Below are 22539 nucleotides of genomic sequence, written 5' to 3'. Positions count from 1 at the left end.
CCCGTGAGCCCGCCTGCCGAGGAACCTTTCCTGACGCGGCCGCTCTCGGTCGTGCTGGACTTCGTGCGCTTTGGCGCGGCGCTGCTCGTGGCCATCGGCCATGCAGTGCAGCTCGGGCTTTATCACGGCTGGTTTCCCTTCGGCGTGCGCATGCAGCACTACTGCGTGATCGTGTTCTTCGTGCTTTCGGGCCTTGTGATCAGCACGTCCGTGCTGAGCGGCCGGTCCAGCCTGCCGCGCTATGCCGTGGCGCGGCTGTCGCGCATCCTGCCGGTCGCGGTGCCCTCGCTGCTGTTCGGGACGCTGGCGGCCTATGTGCTGGCGGGGCCGATGCCGGTGCGAATGGACAATTCCCCTGCGGAAGCGCTGGAAGTGACGAAGCAACTGCTGGCGCCGCTGGCTTTCCTCAGCGCCTGGCCGGGGGTGGCCGGACCGGTCTGGAACCCGCCCTACTGGTCGCTCTGCTATGAGGTCTGGTACTATGCGATCTTCGCATTGGCCGTGTTCCTGCGGGGCTGGCCGCGCATTCTTGCGGTGGCGCTGGGCTGCGCGGCGGCGGGCGGGGCCATTCTCCTGCTGATGCCGGTCTGGCTGATGGGTGCGGCGCTGACCCATGTTCCCGCCGCCCGGCGCCTGCCCCTTGCGGCTGCGCCCGTCGCGATCGTGGCAGCCTGCGCGATGGCGCTGTTCCTGTTCCGGATCGATCACGCGGTGCTCAATCCCCTGCTCAAGGCGTGGTGGCCGGGCGATGCCGAATGGTCGCAATGGGCGTTGTCGGACCTGCTGATGGGCCTGGCCATGACCCTGGTGCTGGTGGCCGCGCGTCCGCTGGTGAACCTGCTTTCCGCGCCGATCCTGCGGCTGGACGGAGCCGCCCGGACGCTCGCCGGCTTTTCCTTCACGCTCTACTTGTTCCACTGGCCGCTGATCCAGCTGCTGCGGTCCTGGGGGATCGAGGCCGGGCGCAGTTTTCCGATGTTCGCAGCCCTGATCGCGCTGATCGTGCTGGCCTGCGCGGGAATTTCGATCCTGACCGAACGGCAGTCCCCGCGCCTGCGCCGGTGGATGGAGAGCCGGTTTCTCGGCGAAGCGGGGCTACGGAAGGCGCCCCTCTCCGTTTAGGGCGCCGCTTAAAGGGCCGGGTTGTTGTAGCAGTGCCAGGTGAAGATCGCCGCGGCGCCGCGATGGGGGCGCCAGGCTTCGGCCAGTTCCCGCGCTTCCTTCTCGCTCGGGCGCGCTTCCAGGCCGAGGATCTTGTGCATGCCGGCCTGCACCGCAAGGTCGCCGGCCGGCCAGATGTCCGGGCGGCCTTCCGCGAAAAGCAGATAGATTTCCGCGGACCAGCGGCCGATGCCCTTGATGCGCACAAGCTGGGCGATTGCCTCCTCGTCGTCCGCGGGCAAGTCGTCGAAGTCGAGCGTGCCGGCGATCACCAGTTCGCAAAGGCTGCGCGCATAACCCTGCTTCTGACGCGAAAGCCCGCAGCCGCGCAGGGCGTCGAATTCGGCGGCCAGCAAAGTTTCGGGCGCGATCCCTTCGCCCAGCAGGTCCTCCAGCCGCTGCCACACCGAAGAGGCCGCCGCCACCGACACTTGCTGGCCCACGATCGTGCGCAGGAGCGTGGCGTATCCGGTAGGGCGGATGCGCGGTTCGGGGTAGCCGGCCGCATCCAGCGCTCGGGCGATGGCGGGCTCTCGCCCCGCAATCGCGTCGAGTCCCAGTTTCAGTGCGCCAGCGCTTAAGCCCATAGTTCGATTACCTTGCAAAAGGGGATTGCAGCCATTAGCAGCCGGCCCCAAAGGCCGAAACCAGCATGTTATGATACATGCAGTATCAAAGAGGATCGACGAGAATGCCGCAGATCATCGTCATCAATCAATCGGGCGAAGAATCCACCGTTGAGGCCCTTGAAGGCCGCACCCTCATGGAAACGATCCGCGACAGCGGTTTCGACGAGCTTCTGGCCCTCTGCGGCGGCTGCTGCTCCTGCGCGACCTGCCACGTCCACATCGATCCCGCCTTCGCCGACAAGCTGCCGGCCATGAGCGAAGACGAGAACGACCTGCTCGACAGCTCGGACCATCGCAACGAATACTCGCGCCTGTCCTGCCAGGTGCCGATCACTTCGGTGCTCGAAGGCTGCAAGGTCACGATCGCCCAGGAAGACTGATTCTGCGATGACCTGATGCTCCGGCAAGACGGCCTCCGGGCCGTTTTGCGCGGGCACCGGCCTGCGTCCCAGCGGACCTCCCCTCCGGGATGAATTCTTGAGGGAGGCGAGGCGGAAAGCGGGCGGGCGCCGCAGGCCGGGGCGCATGCCGGACTACGAGACGGGCACGAGAAGGAGAGCAAGGCGAATGCCCTGCTCAAAAAACTCCGCAAATCATTTGCGCCTTTCGGTCTGACTTCCTACCTGTGCCGCCATGACTGCACCGATCCCCCAGCGCTCCACTCTCGACCTCATCGGCAACACCCCGCTCGTCCTGCTCAAGGGACCGAGCGAAGCGGCCGGATGCGAGATCTGGGGCAAGTGCGAATTCGCCAACCCCGGCGCCTCGGTGAAGGATCGCGCGGCCTTGTGGATCGTGCGCGATGCCGAGGCGAAGGGCCTGCTCCAGCCCGGCGGCACGATCGTGGAAGGCACGGCGGGCAACACCGGCATCGGCATCGCGCTGGTGGCCAATGCGCTGGGCTACAAGACGATCATCGTCATGCCGGAAACGCAGTCGCGCGAGAAGATGGACACGCTGCGCGCGCTGGGCGCCGAGCTGGTCCTGGTGCCGGCCGCGCCGTTCTCGAATCCCGGCCACTTCGTCCACACCTCGCGCCGCCTCGCCGAAGAGACGCCGGGCGCGATCTGGGCCAACCAGTTCGACAACATCGCCAACCGCAAGGCTCATATAGAAAGCACCGCGCCGGAAATCTGGCAGCAGCTGGACGGCCGGATCGACGGCTTCACTTGCGCTGCGGGCACCGGCGGCACGATCGCGGGCACCGGCCTCGGCCTCAAGGCCTTCGACGAGAACATCACCATTGCGCTCACCGATCCGCACGGCGCGGCGCTCTACAACTACTATGCCCATGGCGAGCTGAAGGCCGAAGGCTCGTCGGTCGCCGAAGGCATCGGGCAGGGGCGGATCACCGCCAACCTCGAAGGCGCGCCGATCGATACCCAGTTCCGCATCTCGGACGAAGAGGGCCTCGAATGGGTCCGCCGCCTGCTTTCGGAAGAGGGGCTCTGCCTCGGCCTGTCCTCGGGCATCAATGTGGCGGGCGCCGTGGCGCTGGGGCGCAAGTTGGTGGCCGAAGGCAAGGCCGACGCGCGCGTCGCCACGATCCTGTGCGACACCGGATTCCGCTACCTCTCCTCGCTGTTCAATCCGGAATGGCTGGAATCGAAGAACCTGCCCGTCTTCCCATGGCTGCGATCCTGAGGTAAACGGTCTGTCGATGGCAGGACACATTCCGCCTACAATGGTTGAACCGATCACCGCACCGCAGCACTTCGTGCCGCCCACTGCGCGCGAGCTGCGTTCGCAGGCCGTTCACCGCCTCCAGGTCGGACTTTTCGGCCTTTGCGCGATGCTGCTCATCGTGGGTCTGGCGAACATCATCAACGATCGCACCCGGCTGATCGATACTTCCGATCCGATCCAGCAGGTCGTTGCGGTCGATGCCAAGCCGAAGAAGGCGTCCAGCGATCCGCTCGCGGACATCGGCGTGGTTCCCGCCGCCGATCCCAGCCCCTCGGCTCCGCCCGCGCCGATGACGGATCCCGAAGTAACCGGCGCTCCGGTAGACGGCCAGTAAGCTGCGCCCAGCGCTGACGCTTCTGGCGGGCGCGGCCATGCTCGCGGCCACACTCACGAGTTGCGGCGAATCGGCGGCGCCGCGCCGCGATCGCGCCATTGGCCTTTATACCAGCCTGCCCATCGTCTGGGGCGAAAGCGGCGATGTGCGCGAACTGCTGGCGCCTGAGCGCGCCCGGCACTGGGCGCTTGCGCCGCTGGATGAGGCAGGGCGCCTGACCCCGCTCGACACGCTGGCCGGGCCGAACGGGCGATTGCCGCTCCCCTCGGGCGCGCTGCTGGTGCTGGCGCAGCCCCGCCCGCTTTCGCCGCAGGAAAACGTGGCGCTGGACCGCTGGGTGCGGGAGGGCGGGCATCTGCTGCTGTTCGCGGACCCCATGCTGACCATGCCGTCGCGCCACGCGCTGGGCGATCCTCGGCGGCCGCAGGACATGGTGCTGCTATCTCCCATCCTGGCGCACTGGGGATTGGCGCTGGAGTTCGACGCGGGCCAGCGGGCCGGGGAACGCCTGGTCCGGACTTCCGCCGGGCCGCTTCCGGTCAACCTTGCGGGCCGGTTTCGCGCATCGGGGAATTCCGGGGAAGGACCATCGTCCTCGGGAATTTCGGGGAAAGCGGGGAGCGATGGGGACGGCGCCGTGTCGGCGGGAAAATCCGGGACCGGCGGGAAAAGCGGGGACGAGACTGCCTCCTGCCTTTTCGAAGCGGATGGGGTTCTGGCGCGATGCAGGCTGGGGAAGGGCGGGATTATGGCCATTTCCGACGCAGCCTTGCTGGAGGACCCCGAAGATGTGCCCTCGCTGGACTTGCGGCGTAAAACGTTTGCCAGGCTCATCGAACAGGCAAAAAGTGGGGATTGATGGGCAGGCCCGGGATCGATGCGGATATAAGGGAAAATCCGCGTAAAATCAGCGCTATCCATGGTTTCGCAGGTTCTAACGGAACGGGACCTGGGATGACCCGTGCCTAAAATCCGAAGAAATCCGCCGATTAATTCCCTCTGATCCCCACATTTCCCTTTAATCCCCAAAATTCCCGTTATAAAAGCATTGTCAATCGGAATGGCTGAGACTCGCCGTGTGCTGCTTGCAGTACCGGAACCCTGCCGCGTGAGCGCGTGGCGGGAGGGGTTGCTGTCATGCCCGAGAGGCAACCTTAGGGGCGAACAGGGACCATGGCTGGGCAGCCATACATCTACAACGGACAGGGCTTCTCGCTGCTACGCGACAAGAACCGTTTCGTGCTGCCCAATGCATTTCGCGGCACTGTGCGCGAATCGAGCGGCAAGGACCTGCTCTGCCTGACCACCCATGACCGCTGGCCCTGCCTCGTCGGCTTCGGCCTCTCGCGCATCCAGGATTTCGAGCAGGAAATCCGCGAGCAGCAGGAAATGGCCGTCCGCGCGGGCAAGGACTTCGACGCGGAAAAGCGCGCCAGCGACATTTACGCCTCCTACGAAGTGCCGTTCGACGGCAGCGGCCGTTTCGTCCTGCCCGACGATCTCGGCGCGCTCGCCAATGTCTCCGACCAGCTCTACTTCCGCGGCAATGGCCGCTTCTTCACGGTGTGGAGCCCGGAAAACCTCAACACGATGGACGATAGCTGGAAGGCGGCACAGACCGCCTGTGGCAGCCTTGCGGCCAAGGAACTTCAGAAAGCTTCGAAGAAATGAGCGCCTCTCGCACCATACCCGAGGGCGTTCCCCACGTTCCGGTGCTCCTTGAGGAGGTCGTCGCCGCCCTGAACCCCCGGGGCGGCGACGTCATCGTCGACGGTACCCTGGGCGCGGGAGGCTATACCCGCCGCCTGCTCGATGCGGGCGCGACGGTTCATGCCTTCGACCGGGATCCCGATGCCATCGCTGCAATCGTGGATAACCGCGAAAAATGGCCGGAGCTGGACGCCGTTCCGCCCCGCCTCGTGTTGCACGCCCGGCGCTTCTCCGAAATGGTCGAGGGCCTTGCAGAAGCGGGAGTCGACAGCGTGGACGGCGTCGTCATGGATATCGGCGTGTCCTCGATGCAGCTCGACCAGGCGGCGCGGGGCTTCGCGTTCGGCGCCGATGGCCCGCTCGACATGCGCATGAGCCAGTCCGGGCTTTCCGCCGCCGACTTCGTGAACGAGGCGGACGAGGCGGAGATCGCCGACGTGCTCTATCTCTATGGCGAGGAACGCCAGTCGCGCCGGGTGGCGCGCGCGATCGTGGCCGCGCGGCCCATCGCGACCACGGGCGAACTCGCCAGCGTGGTGCGCAAGGCCGTGGGCTACAACCCCAATTACAAGGGAGCATCGGCGCCGAAGGATCCGGCGACGCGCAGCTTCCAGGCGATCCGTATCCATGTGAACGGAGAGCTGGACGAACTCGATGCCGGGATGGAAGGGGCCGAAACGCTGCTGCGCGCCGGGGGGCGGCTGGCGATCGTGACCTTCCACAGCCTTGAGGACCGCAAGGTCAAGCGCTTCCTGCGCGATGCCGCCGGCCAGGCCCAGAGCACTTCGCGGCACCTGCCGCAAGTCGCTTCGGGATCGCAGGCGACGTTCGAACATGTGGCGAAGGCGGTGCGGCCCGGGGAAGCGGAACTTGCCGCCAATCCCCGTTCCCGATCCGCAACCCTGCGCGCCGCGGTGCGCACGGAAGCCTCACCCAGAACGACTGGCCCCACGAAATCGGCCCGGAACGGCCGCGAAGACCCCAGGAGCGCCGCATGAACCTCACTCGCGATCGCGTCCATTCGATCGGATGGATTTCCGTGCTGCTGGTCTGCGGGGCGCTGACGATCGGCCTGACGCTGCGCGTCAACGCGGTGAAGAGCCAGGTTCACGATACCGAGAAGCGGATCGTGTGGGTGCAGCAGGACATCAACTTCCTGGAAACGGAATTCCAGACCCGTTCGAACCAGCAGGCGCTCAAGGAACTGAACGACGTCGAGTTCGGCTACAAGGCGCCGACCGCGGGCCAGTACATCGAAGGCGAGCGCCAGCTTGCCGCGCTGGGCATGCCGGTGGGGCCGGGTGCGCCGGCGCCGATCCGCTATGCCAATGCCGACAAGACCGGCGAGGGCACCCAAACGGAGGGCGGCAACGGCGGACTGCTGGCCATGGTGTCACCCGTCTCCGGCGCCACGGCCGCTGCCATCGCCCAGGGCGAAGCCAAGGGCGCGGGCGGCAAGAACCGCGATCCCGAGCGTGACCAGATGGCGCGTGACGCCGCCGCGCTGGGCAGCCGCCTGGCGCGCATCGAAGTGGCGGAGGCCGCCCAGCAGTGAACGCTCCGGCCTTCCCGATCGGAGCGATCCCCACCACGGTTTCCACCGGCCGGCGCAAGCTGTTCAACGTCCGGCAGCAGTCGCTGCTGACGGCGAAGATGCGCACGCTCTGGATTCTGGGGGTGTTCACGCTCATCGGGCTTCTGGCCTTCTTCCGCATCGTCTACCTGGGCGTGACCGGTCCGTCCGTGCGCGGAGGCGACCTTTCCGACTTGCTGATCCCGCAGCGCGGCGAGATCGTGGACCGCAACGGCGTGCCCCTCGCGCGCGAATTCCGTACTTATTCGCTCTGGTTCAACCCCAAGGCGATGACCGAGGGATCCTCGCTGGTCCACACCCCGGCCGAGATCGCCGATGGGCTGATCCGCATCTTCCCCGATCTCGACCGCGCCGAACTGATCGCCAAGCTCTCGTCCGACAAGCCGGGCTACTTGCGCAAGTCGATCCTCCCGGAGGACGCCAACAAGGTCCACGCCCTGGGTGAGCCGGCGCTCGAATATCCGCAGGAAGCCACGCGCTTCTATCCGCAAGGGTCCATGGCGGCCTCGGTGCTGGGCTATGTCGATACGTTCGGCAAGGGCCAGGTCGGCATGGAAGAGGCGTTCGACAAGCAGCTTACCAGCCCCGAAGGTCGCGAGACCCCCGCCGTGCTCTCGATCGACTTCCGCGTGCAGAGCGCGCTGGAAGACGAACTCGGCAAGGGCATGGCGCTGAGCAAGGCCAAGGGTGCGGCAGGCGTGATCCTCGATGTCGACACCGGGGAAATCCTGGCGCTGGCCTCCTTGCCCTCGTTCGATCCCAACCACGTCCAGCCCAGCGACCTCGTCATCACCGAGGAGCAGGCCAAGGCCGGAGACGTGCCGCGCGGCTTCAACCGCGTGACCAACCAGGTCTATGAACTCGGCTCCACCTTCAAGCCGATCACCGTCGCGGCCGCGCTCGATGCCGGCACGATCACCGACTTGCGCCGCCGCTGGCCGGCGACGCCGCTCCACGTCGGCAAGTTCACGATCCACGATCTGCACAACTACGGCAGCTCGCTCAACGTGCTGGAAACGCTGATCCATTCGTCGAACACGGTCACCGCGCATATCGCGGACGAACTTGGCGGCGAGCGGCTCAAGAAGACGATGGAATCGCTGTCGATGAACCAGCGGCCTTATGTCGAACTGCCGGCGCGCGGCTTCCCGCTCTGGCCGCGGGGCGAATGGCCGCGCCTGCGCACCATGACGGTCGCCTATGGCCACGGTATCGCGGTCACTCCGCTGCATCTGGCCAACGCCTATGCCGCGCTCGTCAACGGCGGCATCTGGCGCCCGACCACCCTGAAAAAGCTGGAGCCTTCGCAGGTTCCGGCAGGACGCCGCGTGTTCACCGCCGCCACGAGCGCCCGCATGCGCCAGCTCCTGCGCATGATCGTGTCCTACGGCACGGGCCGCAAGGCCGACGCGCCGGGCTTCCGCGTGGGCGGCAAGACCGGCTCTGCCGAAAAGCCCGGCGTCGGCGGCTATCGCAAGCACTCGCTGGTGGCGACGTTCGCCGCGGCTTTCCCGATGGACCGCCCGCGCTATGTCGTCATCGCCATGATGGACGAGCCGCAGGGCACGGAAGCCACCTCGTTCCAGCGCACCGCGGCCTGGAACTCGGCGCCGGTGATCCAGCGCGTCGTCCCGCGCATCGGGCCGCTGCTGGGCGTCATGCCCGACGAAACGCGCGACATCGACATTTCCGACCTCAAGCCCCTGATCCCCGCCGGAACCGCTGAAGAGTGAGCCTCGAAGAATGAAATTGACTGCCCTCTGCGCCGCTGCCGGCATCCCTCTTGCCGAGGGTTCTCTTTCGGCCAGCAATCTTGCGGGCAGTGCAGACGAGACGGGCAATGTCACCGGCTTTGCCATCGACCACCGCAAAGTCGCGCCCGGCACGGTTTTCGGCGCTTTTCGCGGTACGAAGTTCAATGGCGAGGACTACATCGCCGCCGCCGTCAAGGCCGGCGCCATTGCCGTGGTGGCGCATCCCGATGCCAAAGTAGAAGGCGCCGTCCATTTCGCCGATCCCGAGCCGCGCCGCCTGTTCGCGCGCCTCGCCGCGCCGTTCTTCCAGCCGGTTCCCGAGACCTTGGTGGCCGTCACCGGCACGAACGGCAAGACCTCGACGGTCGAGCTGACGCGCCAGATCTGGCGCATGGCGGGCCAACGCGCGGCCTCGATCGGCACGCTGGGCGTCACCACGAGCGACGAAACCGTCTCGACCGGGCTGACCACGCCCGACATCGTCACGTTCCTCGCCAACCTGACCGGCCTCGCGCGGGAGGGCGTCACTCATGTCGCCTACGAGGCGTCCAGCCACGGCCTTTCGCAGTACCGCATCGAGGGACCGCGCGTTTCGGTGGGCGCCTTCACCAATCTCTCGCGCGACCATCTCGATTATCATGCCGACATGGACGATTATTTCGCGGCGAAGATGCGCCTGTTCGACGAAGTGGTCGTCGATGGCGGCACCGCCGTGATCTGGGCCGACGATGCCTGGTCGGACAAAGCCATTGCCCATGCCGAAAGGCGCGGGCTCAAGACGTTCACCGTGGGTGCCAAGGGCACCAGCATCCGCCTCTCGGGTCGCAAGCCGGGCGGACTCGGCCAGAAGCTGGAGCTCGAGCATGAGGGCAAAGCCTACGTGCTCGAGCTTCCGCTCATCGGTGCCTACCAGGCCGCCAATTCGCTGGTGGCGGCAGGGCTGGTGCTGGCCAGCGGCGGCGCTGCCCATACGACTTTCGATGCCCTGAAGCGCCTCGTCACCGTGCGCGGGCGGCTTGAGCGCGCCGCGATTTCCTCGGTAGGCGCGCCGGTCTATGTCGACTATGCGCATACGCCAGACGCGCTGGAAGCGGCCATCGCGGCGCTCCGTCCCCATGTGGAAGGGCGCCTGATCGTCGTCTTCGGCGCCGGCGGCGACCGCGACCAGGGGAAGCGGCCGGACATGGGCCGCGTGGCCAGCGAAGGCGCGGACGTGGCGATCGTCACTGACGACAATCCGCGCGGCGAGGATCCGGCGGCGATCCGCGCGATGGTCCTGGCCGGAATGGGCAAGGATGCGCGGGAAATCGGTGACCGGCGCGAGGCGATCGGCGCGGCCATCGCCGAGGCTGGACGGGGGGACATCGTCCTCATCGCGGGCAAGGGGCATGAACAGGGGCAGATCATCGGCAGCGGCGACTCCGTGCGCGTCCTGCCATTCGACGACGTAACCGTGGCCAGGGAAATGTCTGGTCCGCAGGGAAGGTAGTGCGATGAATGCTGTAGCCCGGATCCTCGATTGGCCCAGTGATTCGATCGGGGGAAGCGACGCCGCGGAGGAAAACCCGCTGGCCCCGTCGACGCAAGGCCTGTGGGATTCCGCCACGCTTGCGCGGGTGCTCAAGGGTGCGGCCAGCAGCGAGTTCACCGTCTCCGGCGTAGAGATCGACAGCCGCGACGTTCAGCCCGGAGACTTGTTCTTCGCGCTCAAGGGCGAGGCCATGGACGGCCACCGCTTCGTCGAGGGGGCTTTCGCCAAGGGTGCGGCGGCGGCCGTGGTCGACCGGCCGGTCGATGGGCCGCACATCCTGGTGGAGAACACCACCGAGGCGCTGGAACTGCTTGGAAACGCCGGCCGCCTGCGCGCCCGCGGCCCGATTATCGGCGTGACCGGGTCGGTCGGCAAGACCGGCGTCAAGGAAGCGATCTGGGCCGCGCTCGACCGCGCCAGCCGGGGCGATGCCCATCGCTCGGTCAAGAGCTACAACAACCACGTCGGCGTCCCGCTCAGCCTGGCGCGCATGCCGGCGCGCGCCCGTTTCGGCATCTTCGAAATGGGCATGAACCACGCGGGCGAGATCGCCGGGCTGACCCGGCAAGTCCGTCCGGGCGTCGCCGTCATCACCACCATCGCGCCGGCCCATATCGAGATGCTGGGCTCGATGGAGGCCATTGCCGATGCCAAGGCGGAGATATTCGAAGGGCTGGAAGAGGGCGGGATCGCCGTGATTCCGGCCGACAGCCCCTATTTCAACCGGCTGAAGGAAGCCGCGGTCGCCGTCGGCGCGCAAGTCGTTTCCTTCGGCAAGGCCCGCGACGCCGACGTCCGTCTGCTGGACGCGGTGCCGGCGATCGGCGGCGGCTCGCTGGTGACCATCGACATGGGCGACCGGCGCGTCTGCTATACCGTCGCGTCGCCCGGCGAACATCACGTGATCAATTCACTCGCGGTCATGGCCGCAGTGCGCGGGGTGAAAGGTGACCTTGGCGCTGCAGGCGTGGCGCTCGCCGAAATGGGCGGGCTGCCGGGCCGGGGCGCGCGACTGGAAATCGACGTTCCGGGTGGGGAGCCCGACGTCGATGCCGATGCAGCCGGTCGCCGCCCCGCGTCGCCCCGCAATGGCGGCAAGGCGCTGCTGATCGACGAGAGCTACAACGCCAATCCGGCCTCGATGCGGGCGACGCTCGACCAGCTCGGGCGCACCCCCGCGCATCGCCGCATCGCCGTGCTGGGTGCGATGAAGGAACTGGGCAGCCACGGCCCCGATTACCACGCCGCGCTGGCCGGTCCGATCCGGGAGGCGGGAGTCGATTACGCCGTGCTGGTGGGCGAGGAGATGGCCCCGCTCGCCCAAGCTCTTGAAGCCGCCGAACATTCAGGGGAACTGGGGAAATCCGCTAGTCTTCCGCTTGGCAAGACGGTGCCCTTCGCGCATTGCCTGAGCGTGCGGGAAGCCGTGGATGCACTGCGCGAATTCGGTCTCGAACGGGATGACGTCATCCTGGTCAAAGGCTCGAATTCGGTGGGCCTGTCTTCCCTCGTGAACGCGCTCGACAAACAGGAAGGGTAGGGGGCAACCCCGCAAGATGCTGTATCTCATCGCAGATTGGTTCCATTACGAGGGACTGTCCAACCTCTTCCGCTACCAGACGTTCCGTTCCGGCGCGGCGCTGATGACGGCGCTGGGCCTTGGCCTGCTGATCGGTCCGCGCTTCATCAACATGCTGCGCGTGCGCCAGGGCAAGGGCCAGCCGATCCGTGAGGACGGCCCGCAGAGCCACCTCGCCAAGCGCGGCACCCCCACGATGGGTGGGCTGATGATCCTCACCGCGCTGGTCAGTTCGATGATCCTGTTCATGGACGTGACCAACCCCTTCGTCTGGGCCTGCGTGGCCGTGACCGTGGGTTTCGGGATCATCGGATTCCTGGACGACTATGACAAGGTCGCCAAGCGCAGCACCGCCGGCCTGTCGAGCAAGTTGCGCCTGGGGCTGGAGTTCGTGGTGGCGGGTATCGCCTCGTACATCATCGTCAGCCAGCTCAACACCAACCTCTACGTGCCTTTCCTGTCGGGCCGCTACATTCCGCTCGGGCCATTCTACTACGTCTTCGCGGCCGTGGTGATCGTGGGCGCGGGCAATGCCGTGAACCTGACCGACGGCCTGGACGGACTGGCGACGATGCCGGTCATCATCGCAGCGGGTACTTTCGCGATCATCTGCTACCTGGCGGGCCGCGTCGACTACGCCAATTACCTCGGCATTCCGCACGTTCCGCGTGCGGGTGAACTCGCCGTGTTCTGCGCCGGGATCATCGGCGCCTGCCTTGCCTTCCTCTGGTTCAATGCTCCGCCCGCGGCCGTCTTCATGGGCGATACCGGCAGCCTTGCCCTCGGCGGCGCGCTCGGCGCCATTGCCGTGGCCGCGCACCACGAGATCGTGCTGGCCATCGTCGGCGGGCTGTTCGTGCTGGAAGCGGCTTCGGTCATCATCCAGGTGTTCTGGTTCAAGCGCACCGGTCGCCGCGTGTTCCGCATGGCGCCGATCCATCACCACTTCGAGCAGAAGGGCTGGAAGGAATCGACCGTCGTGATCCGCTTCTGGATCATTTCGATCGTCCTTGCCGTCCTCGGCCTCTCCACGCTCAAGCTGCGATAAGGGGCGCCGGGTCTTGATCGTCTCCCCCGCCTTTGCCGGAAAACGCTACGCGGTGCTCGGACTCGCGCGCTCCGGACTCACGGCGGTGGAGACGCTGCTGGCCAGCGGCGCCCACGTCTTGGCCTGGGATTCGCGCGAAGAGCCGCGCCACGCCCTCTGCGCGCGCCGTCACGAGGAAAGCATCGAAGTCGCGGACCCCGTTACCGCCGACCTGACGGGCTATGACGGCGTGGTCGTCTCGCCGGGCGTACCGCTCAACAAGCACCCGATCGCCGAAGCCGCGCGCCGCCACGGCGTGCCGGTGATCGGCGACATCGAACTTTTCGCGCTGGCCCGCGGCAGCCTTCCCGCGCACCGCGTCGTCGGCATAACCGGCACCAACGGCAAGTCGACCACGACTTCGCTGGTCTGCCACCTGCTGGAAAGCGCCGGCGTGCCCACCCGCGTCGGCGGCAATATCGGTGTGCCGGTGCTGGGCGAAGATCCGCTGCCGGAGGGCGGCGTCTACGTGCTGGAGCTGTCCAGCTACCAGATCGATCTCACCCGCAGCCTGGACTGCGACGTGGCCGCGCTGCTCAACATCACGCCGGACCATCTCGACCGCTATGACGGGTTCGAGGCTTATGCCCTGTCCAAGGCGCGCCTCTTCGCGATGCAGGACGCCGGGCGCCCCGCCATCTTCGGCACCGGCGACCGCGAGACCTCCGACATTGCCGAGACCGAGGAACTGCGCCGCGCGCCCGGCGCCGTCCGCCGCGTCGGCGGGCAGGACCTTGCGCCGCTCCAGAAGGACTGGCCCTCGCTGCAAGGCCCGCACAATCTGCAGAACGCCGCCGTGGCCGTCGCCATCGTCGAGGCCCTGGGCATTCCCGCGGAGCAGTGGCAGCCCGCGCTGCGCACCTTCAGCGGGTTGCCGCACCGCATGGAGCGCGTGGCCGAGGCCGGCGGCGTGCTCTACATCAACGACAGCAAGGCGACCAACCCGGCCTCGACCGCACCGGCGCTGGCCGCGTTTCCGCCCGATCCCGAGCCGCGCCTCCACTGGATTCTCGGCGGTCTTCCCAAGGGCGACGACCTTGACGAATGCGCGCCGTTCTTCGGCAATGTCGCGGCTGCCTATACCATCGGCGATGCCGGGCCGCGCTTCGCCGAAATCCTCGCCCCTTACACCGAAGTGCACCGCAGCGAGATGATGGCCGAAGCCATCCGCGATGCGATGACCCGCGCCAGGCCCGGCGACGTCATCATGCTTTCGCCCGCCTGTGCCAGCTTCGACCAGTTCCGCGACTACGAAGCGCGCGGGCTGGCCTTCCGCCAGATCGTCGAGGCTCTGCTCGAACTTCATGGCGAGCAGGAGCAGGGCGCATCCGCCGATACGCCCGAGGGTGAAGGCGAAGATGGGGTGAAGCACTGATGGCCACTGCCGCTCCCGGTTCCGCTTCGGGCGTTCAGCCCGCCAACGTCCGCTACAACCGCAACCGCCGGGGCCAGCTGGCGATCTGGTGGCAGGAGATCGACCGCACCGTCCTGGCCATCGTGCTGATCCTCATGGGCATCGGCGCCGTGGCGGTGGCGGCCGGTTCGCCCGCGAGTGCGCGGCGCCTGTCTACCGCGCATGAAAAGCTCTCGCAGCTCCACTTCTTCTGGCTGCACTTGCGCTGGCAGTTCGTGGGCCTTTGCGCGATGTTCTGGGCGTCCAGCCTGTCGAAGGACAGCGCGCGCCGCGTGGGCATCCTGATTGCCGCCGTCATGCTGGTCGGGCTGGTGCTGGTGCCGGTGATCGGCTCCGAAGTGAACGGCGCGCGGCGCTGGCTGAAGCTGGGCTTCTCGATCCAGCCGTCGCAGTTCCTGGGCTCCGGCTTCCCGATCCTGCTGGCCTGGATCCTGTCCTGGCGCGCGCGCGATCCGCATATTCCGGTGGTGGCGATCTGCTTCTGCCTCATGGGCCTGCTGGGCGCGCTGCTCATGGCGCAGCCGGACTTCGGCTCGACGATGCTGTTTTCGGGCACGTTCTTCGTGATGATCCTGCTGGCGGGCATTCCGCTCAAGCGCATCGGCATGTTCGCCGGGCTGGGCGTCGCGGGTATCGTCCTGATGTATTTCACATACGACAACGGCCGCAACCGCATCGATTCCTTCCTGTCCGGCGGCAATGCTTTCGACCAGGTGGACCTGGCCCAGCGCACGCTCCTGAACGGGGGGTGGTTCGGGCAGGGCTTCTGGATGGGCGCGCGCAAGATGGCGCTGCCCGAAGCGCATACCGACTACATTTTCTCCGTCATCGGCGAGGAATTCGGGCTGATCGCCTGCGTCGTCATCGTCATGATCTATCTTGCCCTGCTGACGCGGGTCATGCTGCGCCTCGTGGATGAGGAGGACCTCTTCACCGTGCTCGCCGCCTCGGGCATCGCCTCGCAGTTCGGCGGGCAGGCTTTCATCAACATCCTGGTCAACCTGCAGCTCTTCCCGTCGAAGGGCATGACCCTGCCGCTGATCAGCTACGGCGGCTCGTCCACAGTGGCCATGTGCATGACCGTCGGCCTGCTGCTGGCGATCACGCGCCGCAATCCGTTCATCAAGCGCGAGAAGTTCTCACTGCGCGCCGTTGGAGACTTTTCTTCATGAGTTCGGCCGTATCCGGCTCGGTCAGCCGCCACTACGTCCTCGCCGCGGGCGGAACGGGCGGCCACCTTATCCCCGCCTTCGCGCTCGCTGCGGAGCTGGACCGTCGCGGCCATCACGTCGCGCTCATCACCGACGAGCGCGGCGCGGCCATTCCCGGCAAGCCCGACTATCTACCCGCTCATGTCCTGCCGCAAGGGCGCATCGCGGGCAAGAATCCGCTTAACTGGCTCAAGGGCCTCAAGGGCATCCTGTCCGGCCGCGCGATGGCGCTGCGCCTGTTCGAGAGTTTCGAGCCGACTGCCGTGGTCGGCTTTGGCGGCTATCCCGCCCTGCCGACGATGCTCGCCGCCCGTTCGGCGAAGATCCCGACAGTGCTGCACGAGCAGAATTCGGTGCTCGGCCGGGTGAATCGCTACTTCGCCGGCAAGGTCAACGCCATCGCCACGGCCTTTGCGCAAGTGGACCGGCTCGATCCGAAGCTGGCGGACAAAGTCACGCTGGTCGGCAATCCGGTGCGCGAGGAAGTCCTGGCCCTGCGCGACGCGCCGTTCCCCGAATTCGGTGAGGACAGCCTGCTGCGGATCCTGGTGACCGGCGGCAGCCAGGGCGCCCGCGTGCTTTCCGAAGTCGTGCCTGACGGCCTTGCCATGCTGCCCCCGGCGCTGCGTTCGCGGCTCCAGGTGATCCAGCAGTGCCGGCCCGAGGATATCGATGCGGTGCGCGCGCGCTATGCCGGCCACGGCATCCCCGCCGAACTCGCGACTTATTTCGAAGACATGGCCGAGCGGCTTGCCGGCGCCCATCTCTTCATCGGCCGCTCCGGCGCCTCGACCATCGCGGAGCTTACCGCGGTCGGCCGACCGGCGATCCTGATCCCGCTGCCGATCGCCACCGACGACCACCAGGCCGCCAATACCCGCGAGATCGTCGCGGCCGGCGGAGCCCGCGCAATCCGACAGGAAAGCTTCACCGCGACCATGCTCGCGAAACAGATTCAGGCCATGGCCCAGCACCCCGAAACCCTTGCCAATGCCGCCCACGCTTCGTGGAACTGCGGCTATCCCAATGCCGCCAGCGATCTTGCCGACCTTGTCGAGAGCTTCGGCGCGGCGCCGATCATGGACGTGATCCGCCTGGAGAAAGCCATGCCTGCCAAGGGCGGCGAGGCGCTCGCAAAGAGCAAGCTCGCGAAGGAGTCCGCGCAGTGAGGGGCGTGGGCACCGACATCGGCACGATCCACTTCGTGGGTATCGGCGGCATCGGCATGTCCGGCATTGCCGAAGTGATGCACAACCTGGGCTATTCGGTGCAGGGCTCCGACATTGCCGAGGGCTACGTGGTCGAAGGCCTGCGCGGCCGGGGCATCAAGGTCATGATCGGCCAGTCGGCGGAGAACGTCGAGGGCGTCGCCGTGGTCGTCACTTCCACCGCCGTGAAGCGTGACAATCCGGAAGTCGTCTACGCGCTCGAAAACCGCATTCCCGTGGTCCGCCGCGCCGAGATGCTGGCCGAGCTGATGCGCCTCAAGAACACCGTGGCCGTGGCCGGCACGCACGGCAAGACCACCACGACATCGATGGTCGCGGCGCTGCTCGATGCCGGCGGGGTCGATCCCACCGTGATCAACGGCGGCATCATCAATTCCTACGGCTCGAACGCGCGCCTCGGCGCTTCGGACTGGATGGTGGTGGAAGCCGACGAGAGCGACGGTTCGTTCCTGCGTCTCGACGGCACCATCGCCGTCGTCACCAACATCGATCCCGAGCATCTCGATCACTACGGCTCGTTCGACAAGGTGAAGGACTCCTTCGTCGAATTCATCGAGAATGTGCCCTTCTACGGCGCGGCGATGCTCTGCATCGACCACCCGGAAGTGCAGGCGATCATCCCCAAGGTGCGCGACCGCCGCGTGGTGACATACGGCTTCTCCGCCCAGGCCGACATTCGCGGCGAGAACGTGACGCCGATCCCCGGCGGCAACCGCTTCGACGTGGCCCTGCGCCAGCGCGACGGCTCGTTCCGCCGCATCGAGGGCATCGAACTGCCGATGCCGGGTCGCCACAACGTCCAGAACGCGCTCGCCGCGGTGGGCGTGGCGGTGGAGATGGGCTGTTCGGAAGAGTGCATCCAGACCGGCTTCTCCAAGTTCGGCGGCGTGAAGCGTCGCTTCACCAAAGTCGGTGAAGTCGAAGTGGACGGCGGTGTCGTCACCGTGATCGACGATTACGGCCACCACCCGGTCGAGATCCGCGCCGTCCTGGCAGCGGCCCGCGAAGGCGTGCGCAACCGCGTCATCGCCGTGGTTCAGCCGCACCGCTTCACGCGTCTGCGCGATCACATGGAAGACTTCGAAGCAGCCTTCAACGATGCCGACGTGGTCTACGCCGCCCCGGTCTATGCCGCGGGCGAGCAGCCCATCGAAGGCGTCGATTCCGAGCACATGGTGTCGGGCATGAAGGCGCGCGGACACCGCTCCGCGCAAGTCATTGCCGGGCCGGATGCCTTGGCCGACGCGCTGGCCACGTCGGTCCAGCCGGGCGACATGGTGGTCTGCCTTGGCGCGGGCGACATCACCAAGTGGGCAGCCGGTCTTGCCGACGCGATCGTCAAGCGGAGGGCCGCTTGAGCGAGGCGGATAGCCTTCCCCAGGTAGCCGGCAAGCTCAAGGCCGATGCGCCGCTGGCGCCGCTCGTCTGGTTCAAGTCGGGCGGCGCGGCCGAGTGGCTGTTCGAGCCCAAGGACCTGGCGGACCTGCAGGGCTTCCTGCGCGATCTCGACCCGGCGGTCCCGGTCATGGCGCTGGGCCTCGGCTCCAACATGATCGTGCGCGACGGCGGCGTTCCGGGCGTGGTGATCCGCCTGGGCAAGGCTTTCGCGAAAGTCGGCCGCGTGGATGAGGTCACGCTCGAATGCGGCGGCGGCGCCAGCGGCATTCTCGTTTCCTCCACCGCGCGCGACAACGGCATTGCCGGTGTCGAGTTCCTGCGCTCGATTCCCGGCACGGTCGGCGGCTTCGTGCGCATGAACGGCGGCGCCTATGGCGGCGAGGTCAAGGATATCCTGGTCGATTGCGACGTGGTGCTGCGCGACGGCACGCTGGTCACGCTGGGCAATGCCGATCTCGGCTATACCTATCGCCATTCGCAGCTGCCCGAAGGCGCCGTGGTCGTCGCCGCACGCTTCAAGGGCCGCGCGGGCGAACCCGAGGCGATCCAGGCCGAGATGGACCGGATTTCCGCCAGCCGCGAAGCCAGCCAGCCACTGCGCAGCAAGACCGGCGGCTCGACCTTCAAGAACCCCGAGGGCCACAAGGCCTGGCAGCTCGTGGACGAAGCCGGTTGCCGCGGCCTCACGCTGGGCGGCGCGCAAGTGAGCGAGAAGCACACCAACTTCCTGCTCAACGTGGCCGAGGCCACCAGCAGCGATATCGAGGCCCTGGGCGAGGAAGTCCGCCGCCGGGTCAAGGAAACGTCGGGCGTCACGCTCGAATGGGAAATCCAGCGGGTTGGACTATCCGCTGAAGCAAGAAGTGAGTTGACGCAGTGACCCTCCCAAAACTCCACGTCGCGGTCCTGATGGGCGGTTGGTCGAACGAACGGCCGGTCTCGCTGATGAGCGGCGAGGGCGTGGCCAAGGCGCTTGAGTCCAAGGGCCACAAGGTCACGCGCATCGACATGGACCGCGATGTCGCGCTGCGCCTGTCGGAGGCCAAGCCGGACGTCGTGTTCAACGCGCTCCACGGCGCGCCGGGCGAGGACGGCACGGTGCAGGGCATGATGGACCTGATGGGCCTCACTTATACCCATTCGGGCCTCGCCACGTCGGTCATCGCCATCGACAAGGAGCTGACCAAGCAAGCGCTCGTGCCTCACGGCATTCCCATGCCCGGCGGCCGTATCGTCGAGAGCGCGGAAATCCATGAGCGCGATCCACTGCCGCGTCCCTATGTGCTCAAGCCCGTCAACGAGGGTTCCTCGGTGGGCGTCGCCATCGTCACCGATGAGGGCAATTACGGTAATCCGATTGCGCCGGACGCCAAGGGCCCGTGGCAGGAATTCGACCGCCTGCTCGCCGAACCCTTCATTCGCGGCCGGGAACTGACCACCGCCGTGATCGGAGACCGCGCCTTGCTGGTCACCGAACTCAAGCCCAAGTCCGGCTTCTACGACTTCGACGCCAAGTATACCGACGGTATGACCGAACACGTCTGCCCGGCCGAGATCCCCGACGAGATCACTGCGGCCTGCAAGGACCTTGCCTTGCGCTCCCATCAGTTGCTGGGCTGCAAGGGCGCCAGCCGCGCCGACTTCCGCTGGGACGACACGCAGGGGATCGAGGGTCTGTTCCTGCTGGAGGTCAATACCCAGCCCGGCATGACGCCGCTCAGCCTGGTTCCCGAGCAGGCGCGCGCCTGCGGCATGGAATATCCCGATCTCGTGGAAGCAGTGATTGCCGAAGCGCTTGCCGACGCCGGAAAGGTCGCCAAGGGGGCCAAATGAGCCAGACGATCCGGCGCAAGCCGAAGACAGCGCGAAAGGCCGCCGCGGCCCAGAACACCAAGGCCAAGGTCCGCCAGGCCAAGGCGACCAGCGGCACGGCCGTCGATACGGTGATGAGCTGGCTGCCCTTCACCGAGGAGCAGCTTCACAAGATCTTCCTCGTCGCCATCCTCGGCGGCGCGGGCCTGCTCATCTGGGTCGTGGCCAATGCGGCCGGCGTGCCGATGCTGGCGGGCAAGCAGTTCGCCCAGGTCGCCGCCGATGCCGGTTTCGAGGTGAAGCGCGTCGAAGTGCGCGGGGTGAAGAACCTCAACGAGCTGAAAGTCTACGAAAAGGCCCTGGCCGAGCGCGACCGGGCAATGACCCAGGTCGATCTCGACGGGCTGCGCAGCGAACTGCTGGGCCTGTCGTGGGTCAAGGACGCGCGCGTCTCGCGCCAGCTGCCGGACACGCTGGTGATCGACATCGTCGAGCGGGAGCCCCATGCGGTGCTCCGCAAGGCCGACCGTTTCGTGCTCATCGACGAGACCGGGCAGGAACTGGAAGCGATCAACCGGAAGGACGCCAAGGGCAAGCTGATCGTCTCCGGCCCAGGCGCGGGCCAGCAGGTGACCCAGCTCGGCCATCTTCTCGAAGCGGCTCCGGCGCTCCAGCCGAAAGTGCAGGAAGCGGAATGGATCGGCAACCGCCGCTGGAACCTGACGTTTCAGACCGGGCAGGTGCTGGCGCTGCCGGAAGGCGACACCGAATCCGCCGGGGCGCTCGTCACTTTTGCCCGGCTTGACGGCACCAACCGGCTGATCGGCGGCAAAGTCACGGCTATCGACATGCGCGCGAAGGACCGCATCTACTTGCGGGTCCCGGACGCCGAAGGACAGGAACTGGCGATGAAGGCGGGCGCAGTCCCCCATACGAGCGTCGAAGCGAGCAGCCAGAGTGCCGCCGCAGCGGAGGAACAGTGATGGCACCCCCACGCATCACCCGGGTGTTCGGCGCGGTCAATATCGGGTCCTTCCGCATTTCCGCCATTGTCGCGGGCATGTCCGAGATGGGGGACATGATCGTGCTCGGTTCGGGCCACCGCGCCAGCCAGGGCATCAAGCGCGGCTTCGTCACGGACATGGCCGCCGCCACTTATGCCGTGCGCGATGCCATCGACCGGGCGGAGAAGATGGCGGACACCAGCGTCACCAAAGTCTGGATCGGCTGCTCGGGGGCAGGGCTCGCCAGCCGCATCGACCAGTTCGATGCCGAGATCGGCGGCCGCCGCATCGAGCAGGAGGATATCGATCAGCTCCTGATCTCGGCGCGCGAAGTGATCCAGCCCGACGGGCGCATGGTGCTCCATGCCCAGCCGGCGCAATATCGCCTGGACGGTGCGCACGGCGTGGGCAATCCCAAGGGTCTCCATGCCGAGCGGCTCGGCGTCGACATCCACATCGTCCTGGCGGACGGCGCCCCGATCCGCAACCTGACCGAAGCGGTGCAATGCGCACATCTCGAAGTGGAGGCCGTGGTCGGCTCGCCCATCGCGGCGGGGCAGGCCTGCCTCTCGCCCGAAGAGCGTGACCTGGGCGTGGCGCTGGTGGAATTCGGCGCGGAAGTCACCAATGTCGCGGTCTATTCGCATGGGCTGCTGATCGACATGATCTCCATCCCGATGGGCTCGGCCGACATCACCGACGCCGTCGCCTCGGCCTTCGGCATTCGCCGGTTCCAGGCCGAGCGGCTCAAGTGCGTCAACGGCTCCGCCATCGCCAGCCCGCACGATCACCGCGAGATGATTCCCGTCAACGCGCCGGGCGAGGAAGGCACCGGCCCGATCGCCCGCCATGCCGATGACAAGAACCGGATCCCGCGCGCCGAACTGATCGGGGTGATTACCGGCCAGCTCGGCATCCTCATGGAAGAAATAAACAAGGCGCTGAAGTTGATGCGCTTCAACGCGCAGCGCGGCAAGCAGGTGGTCTTCACCGGGGGCGGCGCGGAACTGGTGGGATTGGCCGATTATGCGCAGGCGGCGCTGGGCAAGCCGGTGCGCATCGGCCGCGTGCCGCATCTTTCGGGACTGGCCGAAGCCCACGTAAAACCGGGCTTCTCGACGCTGGCGGGACTGGTTCTCTATGCCGCCGCGGACCCGATCGACATTCGCACTTTCGGCAAGAACCGCCAAGGTACAGTGAGTTACAGCGGTCTTGGCGTGGTCAACCGCGTCTATAGAGCATTGAAAGAGTACTTTTGAGCAACTGTTTGGAAGATGCCCGGCAGGGCATCTAGTGGAGGCGAGGGCCGGTGCCGCTGAATTCCTGTCCGCGAATTTCCAAACCGACTCAAAGCCCTTTGGTCAGTCGTGCATTCCCTGCGACGGGAACGGCACGATTGGCTGGAA

At 66.8% G+C, this 22539-nt stretch carries 21 protein-coding genes; 20 read left to right on the top strand and 1 reads right to left on the bottom strand.

What is annotated here, in order from left to right; all coding sequences use genetic code 11:
- Positions 1–3 precede the first annotated feature (3 nt).
- Positions 4–1122, top strand: coding sequence for an acyltransferase family protein (locus AB4Z00_RS01440; RefSeq protein ID WP_442044585.1), 1119 nt, complete (start codon positions 4–6; stop codon positions 1120–1122).
- A gap of 8 nt (positions 1123–1130) precedes the next feature.
- Here the strand turns inward: AB4Z00_RS01440 and AB4Z00_RS01435 are convergent, their stop codons facing one another.
- The gene (locus AB4Z00_RS01435; RefSeq protein ID WP_442044583.1) at positions 1131–1748 is read right to left on the bottom strand and encodes a DNA-3-methyladenine glycosylase family protein; all 618 of its coding nucleotides are present in this window, start codon (positions 1746–1748) and stop codon (positions 1131–1133) included.
- Between the two features lie 104 nt (positions 1749–1852).
- Between AB4Z00_RS01435 and AB4Z00_RS01430 the strand changes: the two genes are divergently transcribed.
- The 19 genes from AB4Z00_RS01430 (at position 1853) to ftsA (ending at position 22392) form a co-directional block, all read left to right on the top strand.
- Complete coding sequence (locus AB4Z00_RS01430) at positions 1853–2170, top strand: 2Fe-2S iron-sulfur cluster-binding protein (RefSeq protein ID WP_132261744.1); 318 nt, start codon at positions 1853–1855, stop codon at positions 2168–2170.
- Between the two features lie 253 nt (positions 2171–2423).
- Positions 2424–3434, top strand: coding sequence for a cysteine synthase A (locus AB4Z00_RS01425; RefSeq protein ID WP_132261746.1), 1011 nt, complete (start codon positions 2424–2426; stop codon positions 3432–3434).
- A 40-nt stretch (positions 3435–3474) separates the two neighbouring features.
- Complete coding sequence (locus AB4Z00_RS01420) at positions 3475–3810, top strand: hypothetical protein (RefSeq protein WP_132261748.1); 336 nt, start codon at positions 3475–3477, stop codon at positions 3808–3810.
- Positions 3811–3847: 37 nt separating this feature from the next.
- Positions 3848–4669 (top strand): ABC transporter, encoded by an 822-nt coding sequence (locus AB4Z00_RS01415; RefSeq protein WP_442044580.1) that lies wholly within the window; start codon positions 3848–3850, stop codon positions 4667–4669.
- A gap of 314 nt (positions 4670–4983) precedes the next feature.
- Positions 4984–5481, top strand: a complete 498-nt coding sequence (locus tag AB4Z00_RS01410) for a division/cell wall cluster transcriptional repressor MraZ (protein ID WP_132261749.1) — start codon at positions 4984–4986, stop codon at positions 5479–5481.
- Positions 5478–6518: a 16S rRNA (cytosine(1402)-N(4))-methyltransferase RsmH gene (rsmH, locus tag AB4Z00_RS01405; RefSeq protein WP_442044578.1), complete on the top strand. Its 1041-nt coding sequence runs from the start codon at positions 5478–5480 to the stop codon at positions 6516–6518. The genes AB4Z00_RS01410 and rsmH overlap by 4 nt, the downstream gene beginning before the upstream one ends.
- A complete protein-coding gene (locus AB4Z00_RS01400; protein WP_134095117.1) occupies positions 6515–7075 on the top strand; it encodes a hypothetical protein in 561 nt (186 codons plus the stop codon). The genes rsmH and AB4Z00_RS01400 overlap by 4 nt, the downstream gene beginning before the upstream one ends.
- Before the next feature lie 98 nt (positions 7076–7173).
- Entirely contained in the window at positions 7174–8847 is a 1674-nt protein-coding gene (locus AB4Z00_RS01395) for a peptidoglycan D,D-transpeptidase FtsI family protein (RefSeq protein ID WP_431568799.1), read from the top strand.
- Positions 8848–8857: 10 nt separating this feature from the next.
- Entirely contained in the window at positions 8858–10357 is a 1500-nt protein-coding gene (locus AB4Z00_RS01390; protein ID WP_442044576.1) for a UDP-N-acetylmuramoyl-L-alanyl-D-glutamate--2,6-diaminopimelate ligase, read from the top strand.
- A gap of 4 nt (positions 10358–10361) precedes the next feature.
- Positions 10362–11939, top strand: a complete 1578-nt coding sequence (locus AB4Z00_RS01385; protein WP_132261757.1) for a UDP-N-acetylmuramoyl-tripeptide--D-alanyl-D-alanine ligase — start codon at positions 10362–10364, stop codon at positions 11937–11939.
- A 16-nt stretch (positions 11940–11955) separates the two neighbouring features.
- Positions 11956–13026 carry a phospho-N-acetylmuramoyl-pentapeptide-transferase gene (gene mraY / locus AB4Z00_RS01380; RefSeq protein WP_132261758.1) on the top strand — a complete coding sequence of 357 codons (1071 nt, stop codon included), beginning with the start codon at positions 11956–11958 and terminating at the stop codon, positions 13024–13026.
- A gap of 13 nt (positions 13027–13039) precedes the next feature.
- A complete protein-coding gene (murD, locus tag AB4Z00_RS01375) occupies positions 13040–14440 on the top strand; it encodes a UDP-N-acetylmuramoyl-L-alanine--D-glutamate ligase (RefSeq protein ID WP_442044573.1) in 1401 nt (466 codons plus the stop codon).
- Positions 14440–15651, top strand: coding sequence for an FtsW/RodA/SpoVE family cell cycle protein (locus tag AB4Z00_RS01370; protein ID WP_134095114.1), 1212 nt, complete (start codon positions 14440–14442; stop codon positions 15649–15651). Before murD ends, AB4Z00_RS01370 begins: the two co-directional genes overlap by 1 nt.
- Entirely contained in the window at positions 15648–16859 is a 1212-nt protein-coding gene (gene murG / locus AB4Z00_RS01365) for an undecaprenyldiphospho-muramoylpentapeptide beta-N-acetylglucosaminyltransferase (RefSeq protein ID WP_442044570.1), read from the top strand. The genes AB4Z00_RS01370 and murG overlap by 4 nt, the downstream gene beginning before the upstream one ends.
- On the top strand, positions 16856–18277 hold the full coding sequence (murC, locus tag AB4Z00_RS01360; RefSeq protein ID WP_442044568.1) for a UDP-N-acetylmuramate--L-alanine ligase: 1422 nt from the start codon (positions 16856–16858) through the stop codon (positions 18275–18277). Before murG ends, murC begins: the two co-directional genes overlap by 4 nt.
- Positions 18274–19197 (top strand): UDP-N-acetylmuramate dehydrogenase, encoded by a 924-nt coding sequence (murB, locus tag AB4Z00_RS01355; RefSeq protein ID WP_442044566.1) that lies wholly within the window; start codon positions 18274–18276, stop codon positions 19195–19197. Before murC ends, murB begins: the two co-directional genes overlap by 4 nt.
- The gene (locus tag AB4Z00_RS01350; RefSeq protein ID WP_442044564.1) at positions 19194–20150 is read left to right on the top strand and encodes a D-alanine--D-alanine ligase; all 957 of its coding nucleotides are present in this window, start codon (positions 19194–19196) and stop codon (positions 20148–20150) included. Before murB ends, AB4Z00_RS01350 begins: the two co-directional genes overlap by 4 nt.
- The gene (locus tag AB4Z00_RS01345) at positions 20147–21112 is read left to right on the top strand and encodes a cell division protein FtsQ/DivIB (protein ID WP_132261769.1); all 966 of its coding nucleotides are present in this window, start codon (positions 20147–20149) and stop codon (positions 21110–21112) included. Before AB4Z00_RS01350 ends, AB4Z00_RS01345 begins: the two co-directional genes overlap by 4 nt.
- Complete coding sequence (ftsA, locus tag AB4Z00_RS01340; RefSeq protein WP_134095109.1) at positions 21112–22392, top strand: cell division protein FtsA; 1281 nt, start codon at positions 21112–21114, stop codon at positions 22390–22392. The genes AB4Z00_RS01345 and ftsA overlap by 1 nt, the downstream gene beginning before the upstream one ends.
- Positions 22393–22539 lie beyond the last annotated feature (147 nt).

It is taken from the genome of Novosphingobium sp. YAF33, from assembly GCF_052113265.1.
In the GTDB taxonomy this organism is placed as follows: Bacteria; Pseudomonadota; Alphaproteobacteria; order Sphingomonadales; family Sphingomonadaceae; genus Novosphingobium.
The sequence above is the reverse complement of the archived record's forward strand: the minus strand, read 5'-3'. Positions and strand labels throughout refer to the sequence as shown.